Annotated in this window: 21 protein-coding genes; 12 read left to right on the forward strand and 9 right to left on the reverse strand. The window is 42.5% G+C overall.

The genetic code is table 11. From position 1 onward, the window contains the following. Positions 1-122 precede the first annotated feature (122 nt). On the reverse strand, positions 123-2,276 hold the full coding sequence (locus DUL71_RS30610) for an FUSC family protein (protein WP_114941627.1): 2,154 nt from the start codon (positions 2,274-2,276) through the stop codon (positions 123-125). Between the two features lie 200 nt (positions 2,277-2,476). Between DUL71_RS30610 and DUL71_RS30615 the strand changes: the two genes are divergently transcribed. Both DUL71_RS30615 and DUL71_RS30620 read left to right on the forward strand, forming a co-directional pair. Continuing rightward, positions 2,477-3,067, forward strand: a complete 591-nt coding sequence (locus tag DUL71_RS30615) for a Crp/Fnr family transcriptional regulator (protein ID WP_114941628.1) — start codon at positions 2,477-2,479, stop codon at positions 3,065-3,067. Positions 3,068-3,142: 75 nt separating this feature from the next. Next, positions 3,143-3,724, forward strand: coding sequence for an NAD(P)H-dependent oxidoreductase (locus DUL71_RS30620; protein ID WP_114941629.1), 582 nt, complete (start codon positions 3,143-3,145; stop codon positions 3,722-3,724). 88 nt (positions 3,725-3,812) lie between these two features. On the opposite strand, the gene DUL71_RS30625 is transcribed toward DUL71_RS30620, so the two are convergent. Continuing rightward, positions 3,813-4,883, reverse strand: a complete 1,071-nt coding sequence (locus DUL71_RS30625; RefSeq protein ID WP_114941630.1) for a branched-chain amino acid aminotransferase — start codon at positions 4,881-4,883, stop codon at positions 3,813-3,815. 129 nt (positions 4,884-5,012) lie between these two features. Continuing rightward, entirely contained in the window at positions 5,013-5,966 is a 954-nt protein-coding gene (locus DUL71_RS30630) for a tryptophan 2,3-dioxygenase family protein (RefSeq protein ID WP_114941631.1), read from the reverse strand. A gap of 82 nt (positions 5,967-6,048) precedes the next feature. Here DUL71_RS30630 and DUL71_RS30635 point away from each other — a divergent pair, with 82 nt between their 5' ends. Beyond that, positions 6,049-6,528 carry a universal stress protein gene (locus tag DUL71_RS30635; protein WP_114941632.1) on the forward strand — a complete coding sequence of 160 codons (480 nt, stop codon included), beginning with the start codon at positions 6,049-6,051 and terminating at the stop codon, positions 6,526-6,528. On the opposite strand, the gene DUL71_RS30640 is transcribed toward DUL71_RS30635, so the two are convergent. Together DUL71_RS30640 and DUL71_RS30645 are read right to left on the reverse strand one after the other, a co-directional pair. Further along, positions 6,525-7,814: an HAD-IB family phosphatase gene (locus DUL71_RS30640; protein ID WP_114941633.1), complete on the reverse strand. Its 1,290-nt coding sequence runs from the start codon at positions 7,812-7,814 to the stop codon at positions 6,525-6,527. The genes DUL71_RS30635 and DUL71_RS30640 overlap by 4 nt on opposite strands. A 279-nt stretch (positions 7,815-8,093) precedes the next feature. Beyond that, positions 8,094-9,062: an NAD-dependent epimerase/dehydratase family protein gene (locus DUL71_RS30645; RefSeq protein WP_114941634.1), complete on the reverse strand. Its 969-nt coding sequence runs from the start codon at positions 9,060-9,062 to the stop codon at positions 8,094-8,096. 210 nt (positions 9,063-9,272) lie between these two features. On the opposite strand from DUL71_RS30645, the gene DUL71_RS30650 reads away from it, so the two are divergent. The 3 genes from DUL71_RS30650 (at position 9,273) to DUL71_RS30660 (ending at position 12,929) form a co-directional block, all read left to right on the forward strand. Then, entirely contained in the window at positions 9,273-10,454 is a 1,182-nt protein-coding gene (locus DUL71_RS30650) for a formimidoylglutamase (protein ID WP_114941635.1), read from the forward strand. A gap of 57 nt (positions 10,455-10,511) precedes the next feature. Then, positions 10,512-11,699 carry a TlpA disulfide reductase family protein gene (locus DUL71_RS30655; protein WP_114941636.1) on the forward strand — a complete coding sequence of 396 codons (1,188 nt, stop codon included), beginning with the start codon at positions 10,512-10,514 and terminating at the stop codon, positions 11,697-11,699. A 102-nt stretch (positions 11,700-11,801) separates the two neighbouring features. Beyond that, on the forward strand, positions 11,802-12,929 hold the full coding sequence (locus DUL71_RS30660) for a TlpA disulfide reductase family protein (RefSeq protein WP_114941637.1): 1,128 nt from the start codon (positions 11,802-11,804) through the stop codon (positions 12,927-12,929). A 96-nt stretch (positions 12,930-13,025) separates the two neighbouring features. On the opposite strand, the gene DUL71_RS30665 is transcribed toward DUL71_RS30660, so the two are convergent. The 3 genes from DUL71_RS30665 to msrB all read right to left on the reverse strand — a co-directional run bounded on the left by DUL71_RS30665 (position 13,026) and on the right by msrB (position 14,650). Then, positions 13,026-13,319, reverse strand: coding sequence for a putative quinol monooxygenase (locus DUL71_RS30665; protein ID WP_114941638.1), 294 nt, complete (start codon positions 13,317-13,319; stop codon positions 13,026-13,028). 147 nt (positions 13,320-13,466) lie between these two features. Further along, positions 13,467-14,135 carry a peptide-methionine (S)-S-oxide reductase MsrA gene (gene msrA, locus DUL71_RS30670; RefSeq protein ID WP_114941639.1) on the reverse strand — a complete coding sequence of 223 codons (669 nt, stop codon included), beginning with the start codon at positions 14,133-14,135 and terminating at the stop codon, positions 13,467-13,469. A gap of 20 nt (positions 14,136-14,155) precedes the next feature. Beyond that, positions 14,156-14,650 (reverse strand): peptide-methionine (R)-S-oxide reductase MsrB, encoded by a 495-nt coding sequence (msrB, locus tag DUL71_RS30675; RefSeq protein ID WP_114941640.1) that lies wholly within the window; start codon positions 14,648-14,650, stop codon positions 14,156-14,158. Positions 14,651-14,871: 221 nt separating this feature from the next. On the opposite strand from msrB, the gene DUL71_RS30680 reads away from it, so the two are divergent. Continuing rightward, on the forward strand, positions 14,872-15,468 hold the full coding sequence (locus tag DUL71_RS30680; RefSeq protein ID WP_114941641.1) for a sigma-70 family RNA polymerase sigma factor: 597 nt from the start codon (positions 14,872-14,874) through the stop codon (positions 15,466-15,468). A 10-nt stretch (positions 15,469-15,478) separates the two neighbouring features. Beyond that, positions 15,479-15,751, forward strand: coding sequence for a hypothetical protein (locus DUL71_RS30685; RefSeq protein WP_114941642.1), 273 nt, complete (start codon positions 15,479-15,481; stop codon positions 15,749-15,751). A 90-nt stretch (positions 15,752-15,841) separates the two neighbouring features. Here the strand turns inward: DUL71_RS30685 and DUL71_RS30690 are convergent, their stop codons facing one another. Then, positions 15,842-16,210, reverse strand: coding sequence for a winged helix-turn-helix transcriptional regulator (locus DUL71_RS30690; RefSeq protein WP_114941643.1), 369 nt, complete (start codon positions 16,208-16,210; stop codon positions 15,842-15,844). Positions 16,211-16,359: 149 nt separating this feature from the next. Between DUL71_RS30690 and DUL71_RS30695 the strand changes: the two genes are divergently transcribed. The 4 genes from DUL71_RS30695 (at position 16,360) to DUL71_RS30710 (ending at position 19,762) form a co-directional block, all read left to right on the forward strand. Beyond that, positions 16,360-17,160, forward strand: coding sequence for an SDR family oxidoreductase (locus tag DUL71_RS30695; protein ID WP_114941644.1), 801 nt, complete (start codon positions 16,360-16,362; stop codon positions 17,158-17,160). 204 nt (positions 17,161-17,364) lie between these two features. Next, a complete protein-coding gene (locus DUL71_RS30700) occupies positions 17,365-18,081 on the forward strand; it encodes a DUF4397 domain-containing protein (RefSeq protein ID WP_114941645.1) in 717 nt (238 codons plus the stop codon). A 142-nt stretch (positions 18,082-18,223) separates the two neighbouring features. Continuing rightward, on the forward strand, positions 18,224-19,042 hold the full coding sequence (locus DUL71_RS30705) for a cytidylyltransferase domain-containing protein (protein ID WP_223818018.1): 819 nt from the start codon (positions 18,224-18,226) through the stop codon (positions 19,040-19,042). A 366-nt stretch (positions 19,043-19,408) separates the two neighbouring features. Continuing rightward, positions 19,409-19,762, forward strand: coding sequence for a YciI family protein (locus DUL71_RS30710; RefSeq protein WP_114941646.1), 354 nt, complete (start codon positions 19,409-19,411; stop codon positions 19,760-19,762). Positions 19,763-19,847 lie beyond the last annotated feature (85 nt).

The following is a 19,847-nucleotide window of genomic DNA, read 5'->3' on the forward strand; positions in this document are numbered from 1 at the left end:
GCGGGCTGCAAAGGTAGACACTTTTCGACCCTTTCCAAATTATTTCCGAGTATTCACCCCTGATTTCTTTTAACTCCTTATTTCTCAATGAGAAAAAGTTAAGCTATAACCCATCCGGTATACTATTTCGACGCACCTGCCATCCAGAAAGTATTCATCATTTTGGTTTGATCATAAATCCGAGGGGCCCGGATAGTTATCACTTCCAATTGCTTAGGTACATCAAAATGATCATCGAAACAATAGGAATCCATATGCGGCTCCTTGTCAGATATGGCTGATACTTCTGCAGTTCCGGAAATTACAGACAATCCCTTCCTTAAATAGCTTAACGAAAATTCCAGCGATTTAATGATATCCGGGTTATTTTGAAATTGGTCCTCGTTAAGTTGCGAATGAAACAATGATGATGTCGAAGCATACAATTCATGATTAAACACCTGAAATCGGTAAAGCAAGTCCAAATCAAATCCAGTTGAGGGAGGTTCATTCCGGAGATGCTCGAACGACTTATAAAGATTTGCCGTATCTACAAAAACCTGTTTCCTCTTTAATTTATATTCAATCAGATTTACAGATTGAAGCTTAGTCAAACTCACCAGGTCTTCCAATAAATTAATATTCGAGGCCAGCGCGTTCTTTATCAAATTCCTTATTCTGTTAGTTTCCCACGACGGGAACAAAAAAGCAGCAACAAGAGCCATTCCTCCTCCCAACAAAACAGTATAACTTCTTTGTATCAGCAGTGAATCGTTATTACCTCCCAGAAGATGCAGACCAATAATTGCGACAATGGTTATGAAAATTACACTTACCAAATAGTTAACATACAGGAAACCTATATATCCAGCAAGGAAAACCGCGATCAATAAAAATTGGGCATTAATGGGAAGCTTCAGGTTAAGCAAGCCGTACGCAATAAAAATGCCTGCTAAACTACCTGCTATTCGCTGCACATTCCTACGCTTAGTTACACTAAAACCTGGCCGGGCAATGATCACAATTGTGAGCAATAGCCAGTACGAATATTTGCCGGGCAGCACGAATAACATCAACGTGTACGCCACCATACATAAGACTGTCAATCGTAATGCGAAACGAAAAATTGGGGAATGGTAACTGAGGTGTTGTTTTAGTATTGAAAAATCGATCTTTGAGATGCTTGAAAAACGGATCGCATCCGTACTATCTATTCCCTCCAGCGAATGATGCCCTTCTGCTACGGCCAAAGTATTAATTAATGTAAGCTTGTTACAAATTTGCTCAATGTTTTTACAGATCGCATTAATCAGATCCGCCGTATTAGCGTCACCCGTTTGGGCAACTTGTTTTAGTTGGGTTAAAACGGCATTATTGCTGGCAATGGGCATTTGATATCTCTTCTTTCCGGCCACGTGCAATGAAATTCCTGTCAGGTACAGTTGATCTGCAACATCCTCGATCATCCGCTTAATCTGTTCCAGCACCTCCAGTTCCTGAAGGGTCTTACGTACAAATTCATAGTCGTAATGAATGGCTAATATTTGTTCGTACAGATCTATTACTTCAGCTGTAAGCCTGATCAGTTTTCCGGACCGGTTTCCCTTATTGAAAACGGTAGTTTTTGACAACAATATTGTCCTGAGACTCTCCTGCTTTTCACATACGGATAAATGCCCGGGAATAATATCCTTATAGGCATCACCTAATGGAATATCACAATTATAAAAAACTGCTTTCTTTCTCAAAAAATGCGACATCGCAATCATACACTCACTTAGCGCATTATTTATGCTTCTGTGAGGAAAAAAATACGTGTCTATACTAGTGCATAGGATATACCAAATTCCCCCGGATATAACCGGCCATACAAATGAAAAAGGATTTACCGGCCTAAGCCCTATTGTAAAAACCATCATGATGAGTGCCAATGAGCCAATTGCATTGAGGTTGCCGCCATAGGCGGCCAGCATTGAAAAACCAAAACAAAAACTGATTATCAATAAAGCAATCAACCAGGGAGAAGGCAATGCAACGGCTGTAATGAAAGCGACGAAGCCAAGTGTAAGGCTACCCAGAAATAAAAACCTCAATCTATTTATACGTGGACCAGGCAAATCAGTGAGCGACACCAGCAACGTGCCAAGGCCCATGTAAATTCCGGGTGTAAGTAGCCCAATATTGGCAAAAACAATTACCGGCGCAACTATCACGCTTGTGCAACGTACCGCGTTAACAACGTACTCGCCACGCAAAAGGCGCGAAATTTGTAGCCATTGTTTATGTAAAACTTGCATGAGATTGAGCCGGTTAAAATTTCCTGCAATGATAATAATTATTATGCATGCATAGCAATTTCTATTTTCGTTGCTAAAAGAAAACTCATCCGAACAAGCCAAACTACGGGCAAATGCCAAACATGAGGTTTATTTTTATCAGCAACCAGCTTTTACTATCTTTAAAATGATTGGTTGATGATATGAAAAAATAAACAATAATGGTAGCAGCAATAAACACATATCTGGAATCAGTAAAGGCTATTTGCCCGGAGCTAACTGATGATGAACTCGCGTTATTTGCTTCTAAACTCACCATTAAAGAGCTAAAAAAGAAAGAATTTTTCCTGGAGGCTGGGAAGATTCAAAAAGCTTTAGGGTTTATCGCCACCGGCTTAGTCCGTTCTTTTTATATTGACGATGAGGGCAACGAGCGGACGGTTGGTTTTTATGCTGAAACCGACTATGCCACACATTATCATTCGTTCATAGCCCGGCAACCCAGCCGGTACTCTATCCAGTGCCTGGAACCTGCTACTTTTGTTTGCCTCTCGTTTGATGATCTGCAATGGATCTACCGGCAATCTCCACAATTTGAACGCTATGGCCGTTTAATTGCAGAGGAAGTATTAAAACGGCAACAGGCCCGTATAGAAAGCTTCATCTTCCAAACTTCTGAAGAACGGTATCTTGATTTCAGCCGGAACAAGAAAAGTTTATTTAACCGTGTCTCCTTATCTCATCTTTGCAGTTACCTGGGCATCGAGCGGCAGTCCCTTACCCGTATTCGCCAGAAATTAGCGCACCAATAGTTTTTGGCACATATGTGTCAAGTGTCTCTCTTATTTCCTTAGCAGATTTGCATTGTCAATCAATAAGATACTGCAATGAAAAAGAATATATTACTCATTCTCGGCCACCCTTCAGAAAATTCATTTTGTAACGCGCTGCTTAACGCCTATCAAAAAGGCGCGGAAAGTGCCGGAGCCAACTGTAAGGTACTTTATATATCCAGGTTAAAATTTGATTTAAATCTTGCTGAAGGTTACAAAACCGGCGAGTATATGGAAGATGACCTTTTGGCTGCGCAAGAAATGTTTACCTGGGCCGATCATGTGGTATTTGTTTATCCAAACTGGTGGGGCTTTATGCCTGCCATTACTAAAGGTTTTATAGACAGGTTATTTTTGCCGGGCTTTGCTTTTAAACATCAATCAGGCAAAATATTTCCTGAAAAACTACTGAAGGGGAAAAGTATGCGGCTGATGGTTACCATGGATACACCAAAATGGTGGTTTTACCTGATCTACCGGGCATCGCAATATCAGATCCTTAAAGACATTGTATTTGGTTATGTCGGGTTCGATCCAATCCGTTTCTCAACCTTTGGCTTTATCAGGAAATCAACCGATCAACAACGGGAAAAATGGCTAAAGCAAGTAAATCAATTAGGTAAAGAACTTAAATAAAATAAGAGATGCCCTGTAGTGTTAAAACAAAAGGCCCTCTCTACTATAAAAGCAGAGAGGGCCTTTTACATTTATATTTTGCTGATAATTATTCACTAACCAGGTAGTTCCAGCCGTGGGTATCAGGAGCGGTACCATATTTAATAGCATCAAGCGTATCAAATACTTTGTTCGAAAACTCACGGGTTTTCGGATCGCTCAGGAAGTATTCCTGACCTTCATAGCTGATTGAGGCTACCGGAGCAATGGTAGCGGCAGTACCGGCACCAAAGGCATCGGTTAACTTACCATTTTTTGCGCCTTCAACAATCTCGGCTACTGAAATCTTGCGTTCTTCAACCGTGATTCCCCATTCTTTAGCTAAGGCGATAACGGTATCGCGGGTTACGCCATCCAGAATAGTATCTTTAGCTTCGGCAGTAATCAGTTTACCATCTAACAGGAACATAGCATTAGCCGCACCCATTTCTTCAATAAACTTGTGTTCTTTAGCGTCAGTCCAAATCAGTTGATCAAAACCTTCTTCGGTTGCTTTGCGGGCAGGCAGCATTGAGCTTCCGTAGTTACCGGCAGCTTTTGCGTAGCCCATACCACCTTCGGCTGCACGGGTATAGTGTGTTTCGATTTTAACACGCAATGGTTTTGAAAAGTACGGGCCAACCGGGCCAACCAATACCATATATTTATAAGTTGAAGACGGGGTTACGCCCAGGTACGGATCTGTAGCGAACATAAACGGACGGATATATAAAGCGTGGTTTGGCTGTGAAGGTACCCAGTCGCGGTCAAGATCAACCAGGGTAGCTATACTTTGTAAAAAGATTTCCTCTGGCAAAGTTGGCATACAAAGGCGCTCGGCCGATTTGTTAAAACGGATAGCATTTTTATCCGGACGGAAAACAGTAATTTTTCCATCGGCATGTTTATAGGCTTTCAGGCCTTCAAAAAACGCTTGTCCGTAATGAAGTGCTGAAATTGCAGGGCTTAGACCAATTTCGCCGTAGGGAATGACCGAGAGATTTTTCCATTCACCGTCCGCGTAATCGGCCACAAACATGTGGTCAGAAAAAGTTTTTCCAAAAGGTAAGTTGTCGAAGTCCGTTTGCTGCAAACGGGAAGCAGTTGTCCTGCTGATCTTGATGTCCAATGTCTCGGTCATGGCATTATAAATTAATAAATTATAGAAAATGGCAAGTTAGGCATTTTTATGGCCTACGCCAAAAAATTAAGCGTGTAATTGGTGATTATCACACATAAAAATATCATTTTGACAATATGATCGCAAAGCTTAAATACCACTCAGCACATCATCAACCCAGGCTTTGCCCCAGTTATCTTTCTCCTCTTCGCTCCACACCCAGGGATAAAAGATCCGTTTTTGAAAGCGCGGTGGCAGGTATTTTTGCCAGTTGGTACCTCCCGTAGCCTTAATATCCTCCGGTTCGCGGTTAAGGTAACGCACCGCCGATTTATAATGCGACAATGGCCAGTTTACATTTACGTTGATATCCAATTGGCGCAATTCGATCCGCAGCTCCGGGGTAAGTTCTGCGGATGCTTCAAACTGCTTGGCTAACGTATTAAAATTATGCGAAACAGCCGCTTTCCCCAACTCAATAAAGGTTTTTGAATATTTTTTTTCGAACTGTTTAAGTGTTAACGTCTTTTTCCCGGTAGACAGTTCGGTAGCTCCAAATTTCCAGTACAGGTACTCAAATTGCTCTTCGATAGTCGCGTGCTGTAGTTCTTCACGTTTATCTTTTGCCACCAGGTTTATAAAATCGGTCGCATAGATCTCGATCATGCGGTACTGCCCCGACTGAAAACCACTTGCAGGCAGTAAAGACATCCTGAATTTTAGGAACTGCTCTTTCTCCATCCCATCAACCATAATCTCAAACGAATGGGTTAACGCACCAAAATACCGGTTGATCCTTTTTAACCGCGCCGTAAAAAAATCGGCGGTCAGGGGGCTGGCTTCGGCTATTTGTCTGCACTCATGCAGGGCAAGTTTAAAATACAGCTCCGTGATCTGATGATAAATAATAAAAATTTCCTCGTCAGGAAATGGGGTTTTAGGGTTTTGTAAACTAAGCAGGGTATCCAGGTGGATGTAATCCCAGTAGGTTAAAAAATCGGCATAAAGTAAACCATCGAGATATGAATTCATATCCTGGCCCATGGCTTCATATTTTTCCTGCAACCGGTTTAAGCGGTCTTCAATTTCGGGTGAAAAATGCATACTTCAAAGGTAATAAAATAGTATCCCGCTAAAACATATCCGTATTAGGTTGTTATATGGATACAAACCTTATAATATTATTATGAAGATCAGGAAGATACTCATCGGCATTGATGAAAGCGAATTTTCGCGTCATGCAGCAGCCTATGGTTTTGACATAGCACATACCTACGGCGCCGAGGTTGGTCTGGTACATATAGTTGAACCCATTGTAATGCCTGTTGATACCCAGGATGGTTTGCTCGGTACGCCTTTTGATCCTAACTTAAACCTACCGGGGACAGAGTTAGAAACACTGCAAACCGAGCGTTCTGCCACCTTGCTAAACCAGGCATCGAAAGAATGGGGCACAGGTTTAGAAATAGCTCACTTCACCCAGTACGGCTCAACAGCCGAAGGTATTATTGAATGCAGCCAGGAGTTTAATGCCGATCTGATAGTTTTAGGCACACACCGTCGTACCGGTATCGATAAATTTTTTTTAGGCAATGTTGCCGAACAAGTGATCAATAAATCATTGATACCTGTATTGGTTGTACCTTATATAGAAGCGAAAGATTAGTATAAAAGCCTGAACTTAATGGTATGTTCAATCGCTTTTAATTCATTCAACACTTCGGTATCATAGCCTGTATTAACGTCGGTAATTACATAGCCTATCTGTGGATTAGTAACCAGGAATTCTCCCACAATGTTAATGTTGTGGCGGGCAAAAACGTCGTTGATCTTGGCCAGGATACCTGGTACGTTTTTATGGATGTGAATTAAACGGTGGGCATTGTTAATACGTGGCGGCTGCAGATCAGGAAAGTTACAGCTGGTATGCGTTTTGCCTTCGTTCATGAAAGCCATTACCCTTTTAGGGAGAAAATCGTTACTGTGCGGGTTATGCCTCGGGTCGTCAAATATGATGATCCCGCTTTCGGCAGCGGCATCGGCCAGTTTACGGTTACATTTACCAAAAACACCGATTACTTTTAACCTGCCTGCATTTTGAACCTGCTCGGCACTTGGCTGATGTTCTTCATCACAAAATAATACACCGGCTTCTTCAAGATATTTTTCTTCAACACTCTCGCGGTGGCGCATGTTGTAGCCTTCTTTTTTAAGCTGGTCTAAGGCATCTTCATCAACATTACCTACAACCAAACATTTAATGCGGTTTTTAGGATACGAGATAGCACGGGGCAGTTTATTAAGATAAAGGAACTCGTCAAAGCTCGGGGTGACATGGTCGGCTTTTTCGGCTACCGATTTACGTTCGATGTTTTCAGTAAAAGCGAAGAACTTTTTGATCATGCCCGATTCCTTTAACTGGAAATCAGAATAACCATCGCCAATGCCATAGATATCGCCTGGTAATTGCAGCTCTTTCAACAGCTTCACTTTGCCACCTTCCTGCGAAAGCGGATTTTCACGATCGTAACCTATGATATTGCCTTCTTCGTCAAACTCAAAAGTATTGGCGTAGATGTTTTCTTTTTTAATATGATACTCGGTAACTACCGGGGTAATAAACTCTTTGAACCCGCCGGAAACGATCAAAACCTCGTCCTGGTGATTTTTAAAGAAGATGGTATTACGCGAAAACGAAGTAGAAACCTTCTTTTTAAGATGGCTGATCAGTTGCTTTAAATGATCGCGATTGGCATTGAGCAATTTCACCCTGCGCTCTAAACTTTCGGTAAAGGATAGCTTACCTTCCATCGAGGCATTGGTCAAATCTTCAATCTGTTTGTAGATATCCTCGCGGTCGGGGCGATTTTTGAGAGATATACGGGCCAGTTCGTCAAGGGCCTCAACCTGTGTAAAGGTACTGTCGAAATCAATAATAAAGTACTGCTCCATCTTGCGTGCAAAGGTGCAAAAAAATTTGCTGAGGAAGTATAGAGAGTTTGTAGTTTAAATTTAGATATCGTGCTATTCTTTATTAAAACAGGAAAAATCACTTTAATATCAGGAGACACCTACGGAGTCTGACTTTGATTTTGTAATCTAAACTATAAACACGATACTCCTACGGAGTGTCAATATTATTTCTCAAAACTCCGTAGGAGTATCATGTTTATAGAAAAAAAATCCAAACCGAAGGCTCCGTAGGTGCCTCCTGTCAACCGTTAATACAGACTATTTTAACGCCTCACAAATTTCCTTAACCGTATTGCTGATGGGTTTAAATTCAAAACCTATGGCTTTCTTAATTTTTGAATTATCAAACTCGCGGGTTAATGAAGCCGTTTGGGCCGATGTTTTATCTATAGCAGGAACACCACCTGTTAAAGCAGCTCCAACAGCCGCCAAGCGCCAGGCCAGTTCCATCATCCAGGGCTTTGCATAAATAGCAGGGGGCTTAATACCAAAGCCGTCAGCTATCTCGGCAACCATTCCCTTATAATCACGATTTTCGGCGCTGATGATATAGCGTTCGGCCGTGATGTCGCTGTTCATCAATCCAGCCATGGTTTTAGCAACGTCCTCAACATCAACAAAACCTATAGTGCCCGATGTATAAAATTTTAGCCCTTTGCGTACAGTATTGAATAATGCACCACTCCCCTGAGTACCGGCGCTTGCTCCTATAATAATAGATGGGTTAACAATAACAGCATTCAAGCCCTCGGCAATACCGCGCCAAACTTCCATCTCGCTTTCCAATTTGGATATGGCATAACCGTCGTTCTCTGTTGATTGCTCCAGGTGATGATTTTCGGTGATCAGTTCGCCGGGTTTGGCAGTGCCAACAGCAGCTACCGAACTTACGTGTACCAACCTTATGCCACGCTCAGTACAAAGGTTAACGAGGTTGGCAGTTCCGGTGACATTGGTGTTGATCATCGGCTCTTTATCGGCCTGTTTTAATGATACCCAGGCGGCACAATGATAAACCTGCGTAATGCCATCAAGCGCTTCGCCCAGTGCAAAAATATCCATCATATCGGCGTCAACCCAATCAATATTTTCCTGGTAAGGCAACAGCAATTTGGGCACAGTTGAGCTTGCCCTTTTTGTGCAGCGGATCCGTTGGCCGGTGGTAATTACCAAAAGTTTCGCCAGTTCGGCCCCAAGGAAACCGGTTGCGCCTGTTATTAAGATCATTCCTTTAAATGTGCAGATTTCAGATGTGCAAATGTGCAGATTATTTTTTGATGCGCACATCTCCGATATGAACTCCTTTACAAGACAATAAAACGTAATCTAAAATATCTGCAAATCATTTGCACATCTGCACATTTGAAATCCGCACATTTATAATCACATTTGCACATCTGAAATCTGCACATCTAAAAATTTGCACATCTAAAATTTATGTCATTAGCTGATTTTTTTACGCCGATTGATCTTAAAAAGATAGCTCCTAAAAAGGGCTATTATACAAGCCAGCTTGGCGATAAAATTGTGCATTACTCTGTCGATTTTCCCGATCTGGAAGAAAAAACAGATATAGCTATCATCGGTGTTATGGATGATCGTAACGCGGTTGGTAATCCCGGCTGCTCGCTTGGACCTGATTATATCCGCGAAAAACTTTACCAGTTAAACGAGGGCGGCTACTCGGTAAAAATTGCCGACCTGGGTAATATCCGCGCCGGCGAAAAGGTAACGGACACCTACTTCGCGGTTAAAACCGTAGTGTCCGAACTGATCAAAAAAGATATCATCCCGGTTATTTTAGGCGGCGGACAGGATATTACTTACGCTCAGTATTTGGGCTATGAGGAACTTGAGCAAAAAGTCGATCTGGTAGTGATCGATTCGCATTTTGATTTGGATGAAGACAATCACAGCGAGAGCATCGAAACTACTTCAGCTTCCTATCTTAACAAAATATTCCTGCATGATCCTAATTATCTGTTCAATTTCAGCAACCTGGGCTATCAAACCTATTTTGTAAGCCAGGATAGCCTGCGGGTAATGGATAAGCTTTATTTTGACGTACACCGTCTGGGCGAGCTGAGCGGCAACGTTGCAGTTACCGAGCCAGCTATCCGCAACGCCAGCATGGTAAGTTTTGATATCGGTGCTATCCGGGCTGCCGATGCCATGGGTAATGCCAACGCCACACCAAATGGTTTTTATGGCGAAGAAGCTTGCCAGCTTTGCCGCTATGCCGGTTTTAATGATAAACTTACCTCAATTGGTTTTTATGAGTTTAACCCGGCGTATGACAGCAACGGGCAAACCGCCTGGCAACTGGCCCAAATGATCTGGTATTTTATTGATGGCTTTTATAACCGTAAGCGCGATTTTCCGCTTAACCCTAAATCGCAATACCTTATTTATAAAACCAGTTTAACTCATGAAGATCAGGAAGTGGTATTTGTAAAAAGTAAAAAATCCGACCGCTGGTGGATGCAGGTGCCCTATCCTTCGGCGGGTTCGCCTAATGAGCGTTTTCATTTAGTGCCCTGCAGTTATGCCGATTATAAAACCGCTACGTCCGGCGAATTGCCCGATCTTTGGTGGCGCACCTATCAAAAATTAAACTGATATTCACAATTTTAACCATGCTCAAACGTTAGCAGCGTAGAGTTTTTATATATTTTGATGAAGAAATTATTTTTTTACATAGTTGCCATGTTGCCGGTAACGGCGCTCGCGCAAACTAACGACACCTTTATTATTAATGGTAAATTAGGGAATGTAAGCACTCCCGCTAAAGTATATTTATCATACCAGTTAGGTGCCAACAATGTTACCGATTCAACCAATGTGGTTAACGGGGCATTCTCCTTTACCGGCACTATTATCAACCCGGTTAATGCTACCATAGCTGTAAACTATAAAGGTTTACCGCTCGAAAAATTTATCGACGCCAATTATAAATATGCTGATAACGGCAGCCTTATTTCAAAAACGGCTGATGATCTGGATTTTTTCCTGGAAAAAGGCACGATCACTATTGCCAGCAAAGATTCTATCGATAAAGCGCAAATCACTGGCTCACAACTCAATATCGATAACGTAAAACTACAGGCACAGTTAAAAGCCATCAACCAAAAAGGCGAAAAACTAATGGCCGAAGCTAAGGCCGCAACCCCTGAGCAGCAGAAATCGGCGGCTTTCAGAAGTGCTATGCAGGCGAGGTATAAAGCATTACAAACAGAGCAAAAAACAACATTGAAAAGCTTTATTTCGGCTAACCCAAATAGTTACTTAAGCCTGCTTGCCCTAACTTCGGTAAGTGGCCCAGCCCCGGATGTAAGCGAAGTTGAGCCATTATACAATTCGTTATCTCAAAACATCAGAGATACCGAGGCCGGTAAAATGATGAAAGCACAGCTTGAAGCCTTAAAAGTAACGGCCATTGGTTCTGAAGCTCCGGATTTTATCCAGAACGATGTTAACGGCAACCCGGTTAAACTATCCTCTTTCAGGGGCAAGTATGTATTGCTTGATTTTTGGGCATCGTGGTGCGGTCCTTGCCGCCAGGAAAACCCTAACGTAGCACGTAACTATGCAAGGTTTAAAAACAAGAACTTTACAGTAGTTGGAGTTTCTTTGGATAGGCCCGATGGCAAATCGGCATGGCTGGCGGCCATTAAAAGCGATGGATTGGATTGGACACAATTATCCGATCTTAAATTCTGGAATAACCAGGCCGCAGCACTGTATTCGGTAACATCCATCCCTCAAAACTACCTGATAGATCCACAAGGCAAGATTATTGCAAAAAACCTGCGCGGCGAAGACCTTGATGCCAAATTGGAGCAACTGTTTGGAAAATATAATTAATAGGGTGTCATAGCCAATTGATGGCTACATTCATTATTATGTCAAATTCACCATTGAGTTAGCCGGTTATTTAATAGCCGGCTAATTTTATTATATTGCGATATGAACTTGACCTCAATTAAAAAAATAGCTTTAACGGCAATCGCAAGCGCCCCTGCTTTAGCTTTTGCTCAGGATGCCCAATATACCGTGCAAGGTAAAATTGGCGATTATAACGCACCTGCAAAAGTGTATGTGCAATACCGTAAAGACGGTAAAACTATCGTTGACTCCACAGTATTGAATAGTGGAAACTTTAAATTTACCGGTAAAACAGGCACGACACCAGTAAGCGGTTATATTTTATTTAACCCTAAAGGCACCGGCCTCCACAGCTCAGAAGATTACCGTTCCCTTTACCTGGAACCCGGTACTATTACCGTAACCGCAACTGATAAAATTGCCGAAGCGAAAATAGAAGGCACCAAAACCAATAACGACAACGAAAAATATAACCTGGCCGAAAAACCAATTAACGATGCTTATGAAGCACTTTCGACCAAACGTAAAACCGCTACACCAGACCAACTGGCTGCTTTAAACGCAGAAGAAAAGAAAATAGATGATCAGGATGCCCTGGTAAATAAAAAATTCATCCAGGAAAACCCTGACTCGTACGTGAGCCTTAACGCGCTTGAATCATACGCATACAGTGCCGATTACGTGGATATCGCCCCATTATTTAACAACTTCAGCCCGGCTATTAAAGCAACCGAAGCGGGTAAGAAATTTGCAGAACGTTTACCTAAATTAAAAGCGGTAGCATTGGGTGCCACAGCCCCTGAATTTGCCGAAGCCGATACCGCTGGTAAAATGGTTAGCCTGTCATCATTCCGTGGAAAATATGTACTGATAGATTTCTGGGCTTCATGGTGCGGCCCATGCCGTCGTGAAAACCCTAACGTGGTAAAAGCATATAACGCTTACAAAGCTAAAAACTTTACCATCCTTGGTGTGTCGTTAGACAGGCCAAACGCGAAAGATAAATGGTTGGCAGCTATCCATAAAGATGGCCTGACATGGAACCACGTATCCGACCTTAAATTCTGGGACAGCAAAGCGGCTGACCTCTATGCCGTACGCGGTATCCCTCAAAATTTCCTGTTAGATCCTAACGGAAAGATCATAGGTAAAAACCTGCGGGGCGAGGACCTGGAAAATAAACTTGCCGAGCTATTTGGAAAGATCTAAACATACAACACCTTAAATAAAAAAGGTTCGGCTATCGCCGAACCTTTTTTATTTAAGCCCTTCTTATTCTGTAATATTGAAATCCAAAGAATGACTTTATTTTACTGCCAGCAAATCAACCTTTTCTATTACAGGAGCAGAGGCAAGTAATTCCGGTGCTTTTGCCATTAGCGCCTTGGCTATTTCGCCACCTAAATGTGCTTCGCGACCTGCTTCTGCTTCAAACGTATCAAAAATACCGAAGGTTGAAGGACCTATCTTTAACGCATACCAGCTTACGGTATCCACTTCCTGTTGCGCAAGTGGGAGGGCACTTGTTATAAAATCGGCCACTTCCTGTTCTTTACCTGGTTTGGCTTCAAGCCTGGCCAGCAATGCAAATTTTACCATGTTTGTTTTTATGAGGTGATGTAATTTAATTTTTACCTGAATTAAATGAGATGTTCAGTATTGATTAACAATCAATTAGTTATTTGGTGCCGGTTGCCCCAAAATAAACAACAAGAACAACCGGGCAACCAAATACAACAATCACACTTAAATTTGATCCTTATGCTGAAACTCCGGCTTCAACAAGCTGTTCATTGCTTTGCGCAGCTTTAATACCTTTGGCATAGATACATGCGTGATATACGGATTATCCATATGTAACCTGTAATACCCCTGGTGATAATTTTCGGCAGGGTATAATACTTTAAACGGAACAACCTGCGTAACAATAGGGCTGTTGTAATGGTGACTGGCATTAACTTTAGCTATTACATTCTCCAGCGTTTTCTTTTCTTCGGGATTACGGTAAAAAGCTACTGAGCGATAATCATCACCTACATCCGGGCCTTGTCTGTTTACCGTTGTTGGGTCATGGGCGTAAAAGAAAGCCTCGGCCAAAGCGGCATAACTTATTTCGGAAGGATTGTAGTATACCTGTACAGATTCAGCGTGACCGGTATTTTTACCACAGACATCTTCATAAGTTGGGTTTTTTGTTTTGCCGCCAGAGTATCCTGCCACCACCCTGTTAACGCCCTTTAACTCATACAAACCTTCCGAAAGGCTCCAGAAACAACCACCTGCAAAAGTGGCAACCTTTTCGCCTGCTTTTGGGGCCGGCAGGCTCGCAAAGCCACTTTCACTGGTTTGCGCGTTGGCGCAACCAAATAATATCAGCAAGCCCAACAAGCATATATTTAACTTTTTTGTTATCATGATCTTTTATTTAGTTATAATTATTTAGCCGGAACAAACTTGAACGCATATGAATCCATACAATAGCGTTTACCTGTAGGCGCGGGCCCATCATTAAAAACATGGCCGAGGTGTAAACCGGTACTGGCTTCAACCACCTCCTCACGCACCATCCCGTATGAGGTATCTTTTACAATTTTGATGGCTTTAGGATCAATAGGTTTAAAAAAACTTGGCCAACCCGTACCCGATTCAAATTTGGCGTCCGAACTGAACAACGGTTTTCCGGTGGCCGCGCTCACGTATATTCCTTTCTCATGGTTGTTCCAATAAGGGTTATGATACGGCTGTTCCGTTCCCTTATTTACCAATATCTCATAAGCCTCGGGCGTTAATACCTGTTTCCAGTAGCTGGCCGGTTTAGCAAGCGGGTACGTTTTAGTATCAACAACATTTTCGGTATGCGGCGCGCTTTGACTGCATGCGTTGAGTGCAAACAACATCAATGGCATAATAAACAGATTTATCTTTTTCATACCCGTTTTGTCGCAGATATGAGCAGAACCTTACAGGTTAACTAAAATATTTCTATCATTTAATTGCTGTAGTTCACCAGTGACAGCTTTTCCTGCTTAAATAAAAAAATAAAAAAGTTTGTAAGGATTCTCCCTTTCCTCCGACTGACGCACAAATCAAAGCATCAAACGATAGTATAAGCGACACATTTTTACGCAAACCATTACCACCACATTGATTTATGCAGAGCCAAAACAGCACAAATATCGGGCTTGATAACAGCGCCGCTCCCCGTTTATGGGTAACCCGGCATGCCGATTATCTTTATAAATACGCGTTAACCCGCATTAATGACCAGGAACTGGCGCGTGACCTGGTGCAGGAAACCTTTTTGGCAGGTCTTGAACGGCTTCAAAAGTTTGAGGGAAAAAGCACCGAACGAACCTGGCTTACGGCTATTTTAAAAAATAAGATAATTGACGTTTACCGCAAAAAAGCGTCGGCCTTTGTTAATGAACCAGGAATGACATCTGCCGAACAGGAAACCGACGATTTTTTTGAACCGGACGCGCATAACTGGAAACCCAACCACCGGCCCGCAGAATTTGGCATTGAACAAACAGATCTGTTAGAAAGCAAAGAATTTGAACTGATACTGCAAAAGTGCCTGAGAAAGCTGCCTTCGTTATGGCTTTCGGTTTTCACTATGAAGCACTTGGACGATGAGCCAACGGATATCATTTGCAACGACCTAAGGATAAGCCCCTCAAACTTTTGGGTAATTATCCACCGGGCCAAACTAAGCCTTAGAGAGTGTCTTCAAAAAAACTGGATTTAAACAAAATGATATGGATGAATTAACTAAAATAGCCTACAACTGCAAAAAGGCTACTTATTTGATTGAGAAGCAGGATATAGGAGAAATCACCCTTCGCGAAAAACTGGAATTAAAGATCCATCTGGCCGGCTGCCGTGTTTGCAGGGTGTTCCAGCAACAGAGCGCCACAATTAACCGGATGATCAGGAACATGCTCCATCGGCCTGTTGACGAAAACATCAAACTCGATGATAAATTTAAAAATGAATTGCAGCACCTGATTGATGAACAATTAGATAAATAAAACCTATAGATAGAAACTATACTTAATACCCCACGTAATAGCCACACCACAAAAGGCAGTCGAAAGTTTATTAAGCTGCCTTTTTATTTCTTAAGCTTCTGGCAATACCAATCGTTTTTTTATCACCCGGCGCAGATGCTCGCTGTTATCATCTCCCCATTGCCCAAGCTCATTTATGATGGGCATTATTGATTTTCCCAAATCTGTTAAGTAATACTCCACTTTGGGTGGCTGCTGATCGTATACCTTTTTAGCTACCAGCTCATCATCTTCCAGTTGGTTCAGTTGAATATTTAAAACCCGGCGGGATGCTTCAGGAATATTTTTTTGTAGTTGCCCGGGCCTGCTGATGCCTTGCGATATGTAGTACAACAAGTGGATCTTCCACTTGCCAAACACCACTTCACGTATCAGATCAAGACCGCATTCTTCCTGTATAGGTAATTTCCGTTCGTACATTTCAATTCCCCCTTTCGGTATTATTTAAACTACAAATTTCGGTAAGTACAGGGATAAATTTATCCGTATTGAATCATTTTTCCGTACTTGACCCGCCCCTGATACTTCATCAATTTTGCATTATCATATCAACATAAATCGACAAAAAAATGATTGCAAAAGCAAATTTCAATATCGACCCAATTGAGTTTAAAGGCAAAAAAATATTAGTTACCGCCGGGACCAAAGGTGCGGGCAAAGCTATTTTTGACCGACTGCTCAAAGGCGGAGCCAGCATTGTAACCACCGCCCGTACTCAGCCTGCTGATATCAGTCCGGAACATTTTATCCAGGCAGATCTGAGCACAAGAGCAGGTACCGATAAAGTGGTCAGCGAAACTCTTAAACGTTTGGGCGGCATCGATATTCTGATCAACAACCTTGGCGGCTCAGAATCACCCGCAGGAGGAGTTATGGTGCTCAGTGATGAGGACTGGGAGGCCGCACTTCAAACTAATTTATTGGCAGCTGTTAGGTTAGACAGAGGGTTACTGCCAACCATGCTCAATCAAAAACATGGCGTAATATTACATATTTCGTCTATCCAGCGCAAAATGCCGCTATATGAGGCTACCCTGCCTTACGCGGCAGCCAAAGCGGCACTGAGCAATTACAGCAAGGGGATCTCCAAAGAACTTGCCCCAAAAGGCGTACGCGTTAACTCGGTAGCTCCCGGCTTTATCAACACCGGCGGAGCGCAGGGTATGATCGATAACCTTGCATCACAAAACGGTGGCGACAAGGAAGCGGCGCTTAAAACTATTATGGATTCGTTAGGCGGTATCCCTATGGGGCGCCCGGCAGAGCCTGAAGAAGTTGCCGAATTGGTTGCCTTCCTGGTATCAGACCGGGCAGCGTATTTAAATGGGGGCGAATTTACTATCGATGGCGGTACCATTCCTATAGTATAACTTCCATTTATGATTATGATAGCGGGTAACATTTATCCGCTATTTTTTTACAATTGAAAGCGCTGTAGTTTACATACTAAAACCCAGGACCAAACGTATTTATGCTAAATAGCACCTATGGGTTAAAATTTAAGACCCCAAGTAGCGTAATGCCTGCTGATTACGTAAAGTTAAAATATCAGTTTACTACCAATATTTTAGTTTATGAAAACAGTTCAGCGAAAATTAACAAGGCGGGCAGGCATTATCGGGATGGTGTGTTTGCTGGCGGCAACCTTCAGCTCGTGTTTAAAAGATCATAACAACTACGTTCAGCCGGAAGTGGCGCTCGTTTCCGTTATCAATGCTTCACCAGATTCTGATCCGGTTGATTTTTACCTAGAACCCAACAGGGCCAATAACTTCCCTATCCGGTATGGTCATGGCATAGATTACGTTAACGCTTATCCCGGTAAAAGAACGGCTACCTTTTATGTTTCGGGCACCAAACAGAAAGTAGCAGCCGATACCATCGATCTGACAGCCAAAAAACTTTACTCGGTATACCTGGCCAATACAACAGGCAAACGCGATGTAATTTTTGTGGCCGATTCTATTGTTCAGCCGGCAGCCGGCATGGCGAGTATCCGTTTGGCCAACTTAAGTGCCGATGCGGGCGCTGTTGACCTGGTTACTTCAAAAGACAGTGTATTGGCAACAAACAAAGCTTACAAGCAGGTTTCAAACTTTGTTACCATTAAAGGCAGTAATACTTATACCCTTAACATTCGTCAAAAAGGAACTACCACGGTATTAGCCAGTCTTACTAATGTTACGCTACGCGCAGGTTCGGTTTATACCATTTGGCTGCAGGGCATAGCCGCGGCTACCGATGATAAAAAATTAAGTGCAGGTATTCAAACCAACGTTTTCTACTATTAATTTACCTTTACCTATGTTGTAAAACCCGGCCCTGGTGCCGGGTTTTATTTTTTGCAGACCACCTATCAGATTAACAATTTGATAATATAAACTTCGCCATATTTAAACCTTGCCGTTATACATTTAACCTGTTAATGTTTTTTTGATAAACCTCAAATTTCCGGAAAAGATGGATGAGCGCGTAGTGATTATAGTGCCGGCCCGCATGGCTTCAAGTCGTTTATATGGCAAAGTAATGCTGCCAATATCAGGTAAAAGTTTATTGGCCCGTATGGTGGAACGCATTGGCATGATTCAGCATCAGGCCAGTATTGTTATTGCCACCACCGAGGGTAGCGAAGATGATGTTATTGCCCAAGAGGCCGAAAACCTTAACATTGCATGCTACCGTGGTAGCCTGAGCAATTTGTTGGACAGGCATTACCAGGCAGCTAAATTTTTCAATGCCGACGTAGTTGTAAAAATCCCTGCCGATTGCCCGCTGATTGATCCGCGGATCATTGATAAAGTGCTGGAACACTTTTTCAGCAACAGACAAAAGTTTGATTACGTGAGCAACCTGTACCCTGCTACCTACCCTGACGGTAACGATGTAGAAGTAATGACCATGGCCTGTTTGAAACAAGCCTGGGAAAATGCCGGTCGCCCTTACGATCTTGAGCATACCTCACCATACATCTATGAAAACCCGCTTATTTTCAATATCGGTAATGTAACCTGGGAAACCGGCCTGGATTATTCCATGTCGCACCGTTTCGCGCTTGATCACCCGGAGGATTTTTATTTTATTGAACGCGTATTCAAAGAATTATATCCAGTATGTAACCGCTTTTCATGCCAGGACATCATTAACCTGCTGAAGCTAAAACCAGAGATCTACGAAATTAACGCCCCATACAACAGCACCAACTGGTACAACAAACACCTGAGCGAAGTAAAGCCAGAGTTTGCGATGGCTTAATTTTGTGATTAGAGGTTGGTGATTAGAGATCAGGGACGCTTTGTACCTTTTCAGGCTCAAGTGTTGTGTGGTTGGACATGGGTATGCTCATTTGTGCCTATTCTGAAAGCACAAGCCATCTATCACAGATTCTCCAGCTCAAGACTTGCGCTAATGTGGTTTCATTCTGCTAATTCATTAATTCTAAAAATTCCGGTTCAGACAAAATCCAATAATTCGACAAATCCTTCTAATCCCGGTTCAGACAATTCCGAAATCCAACCTCCCAATTCCGAAATAATTTCCCCTCCCTTGTCCTATTCCCCCAATCTCATTTGATATAGAGGTGTAATTCATATATTTAATTAACCTTTAAAATCTAAAAAGATGGACGAATTCGTTTTAATTTTCAGGCACGAGGATGGCAACAAGGTAGCTTCTCCCGAACAGATCCAAATCTGGATGAAACAAACTATGGACTGGATTGGTGGCATAGCTGCTCAAAATAAGTTTGTTAGTGGCACGGGCTTACCATTTGCCGACGCTAAAATTGTAGGGCATGGCGGCGTGGTTACCAACGGCCCCTTCGGCGAAATCAAAGAAACTATAGGCGGTTTCATCACCGTAAAGGCCGATTCGGTTGAAGAAGCCGTTGAATTTGCCAAAGGCTGCCCAGTACTACAAGGTGATGGCAATACCGTTGAAGTAAGAAAAATTGCTAAGAATGATGGGGTGCATTAAAGATCTCTAATCATAAACCACATTAAAATCATGTCATTGCGAGTGAAGCGTGGCAACCGCATGCTATACAGAGCGGCTGTGCTTC

Origin of the sequence: Mucilaginibacter endophyticus (genome assembly GCF_003351025.1) — a bacterium.
GTDB lineage: Bacteria > Bacteroidota > Bacteroidia > Sphingobacteriales > Sphingobacteriaceae > Mucilaginibacter > Mucilaginibacter endophyticus.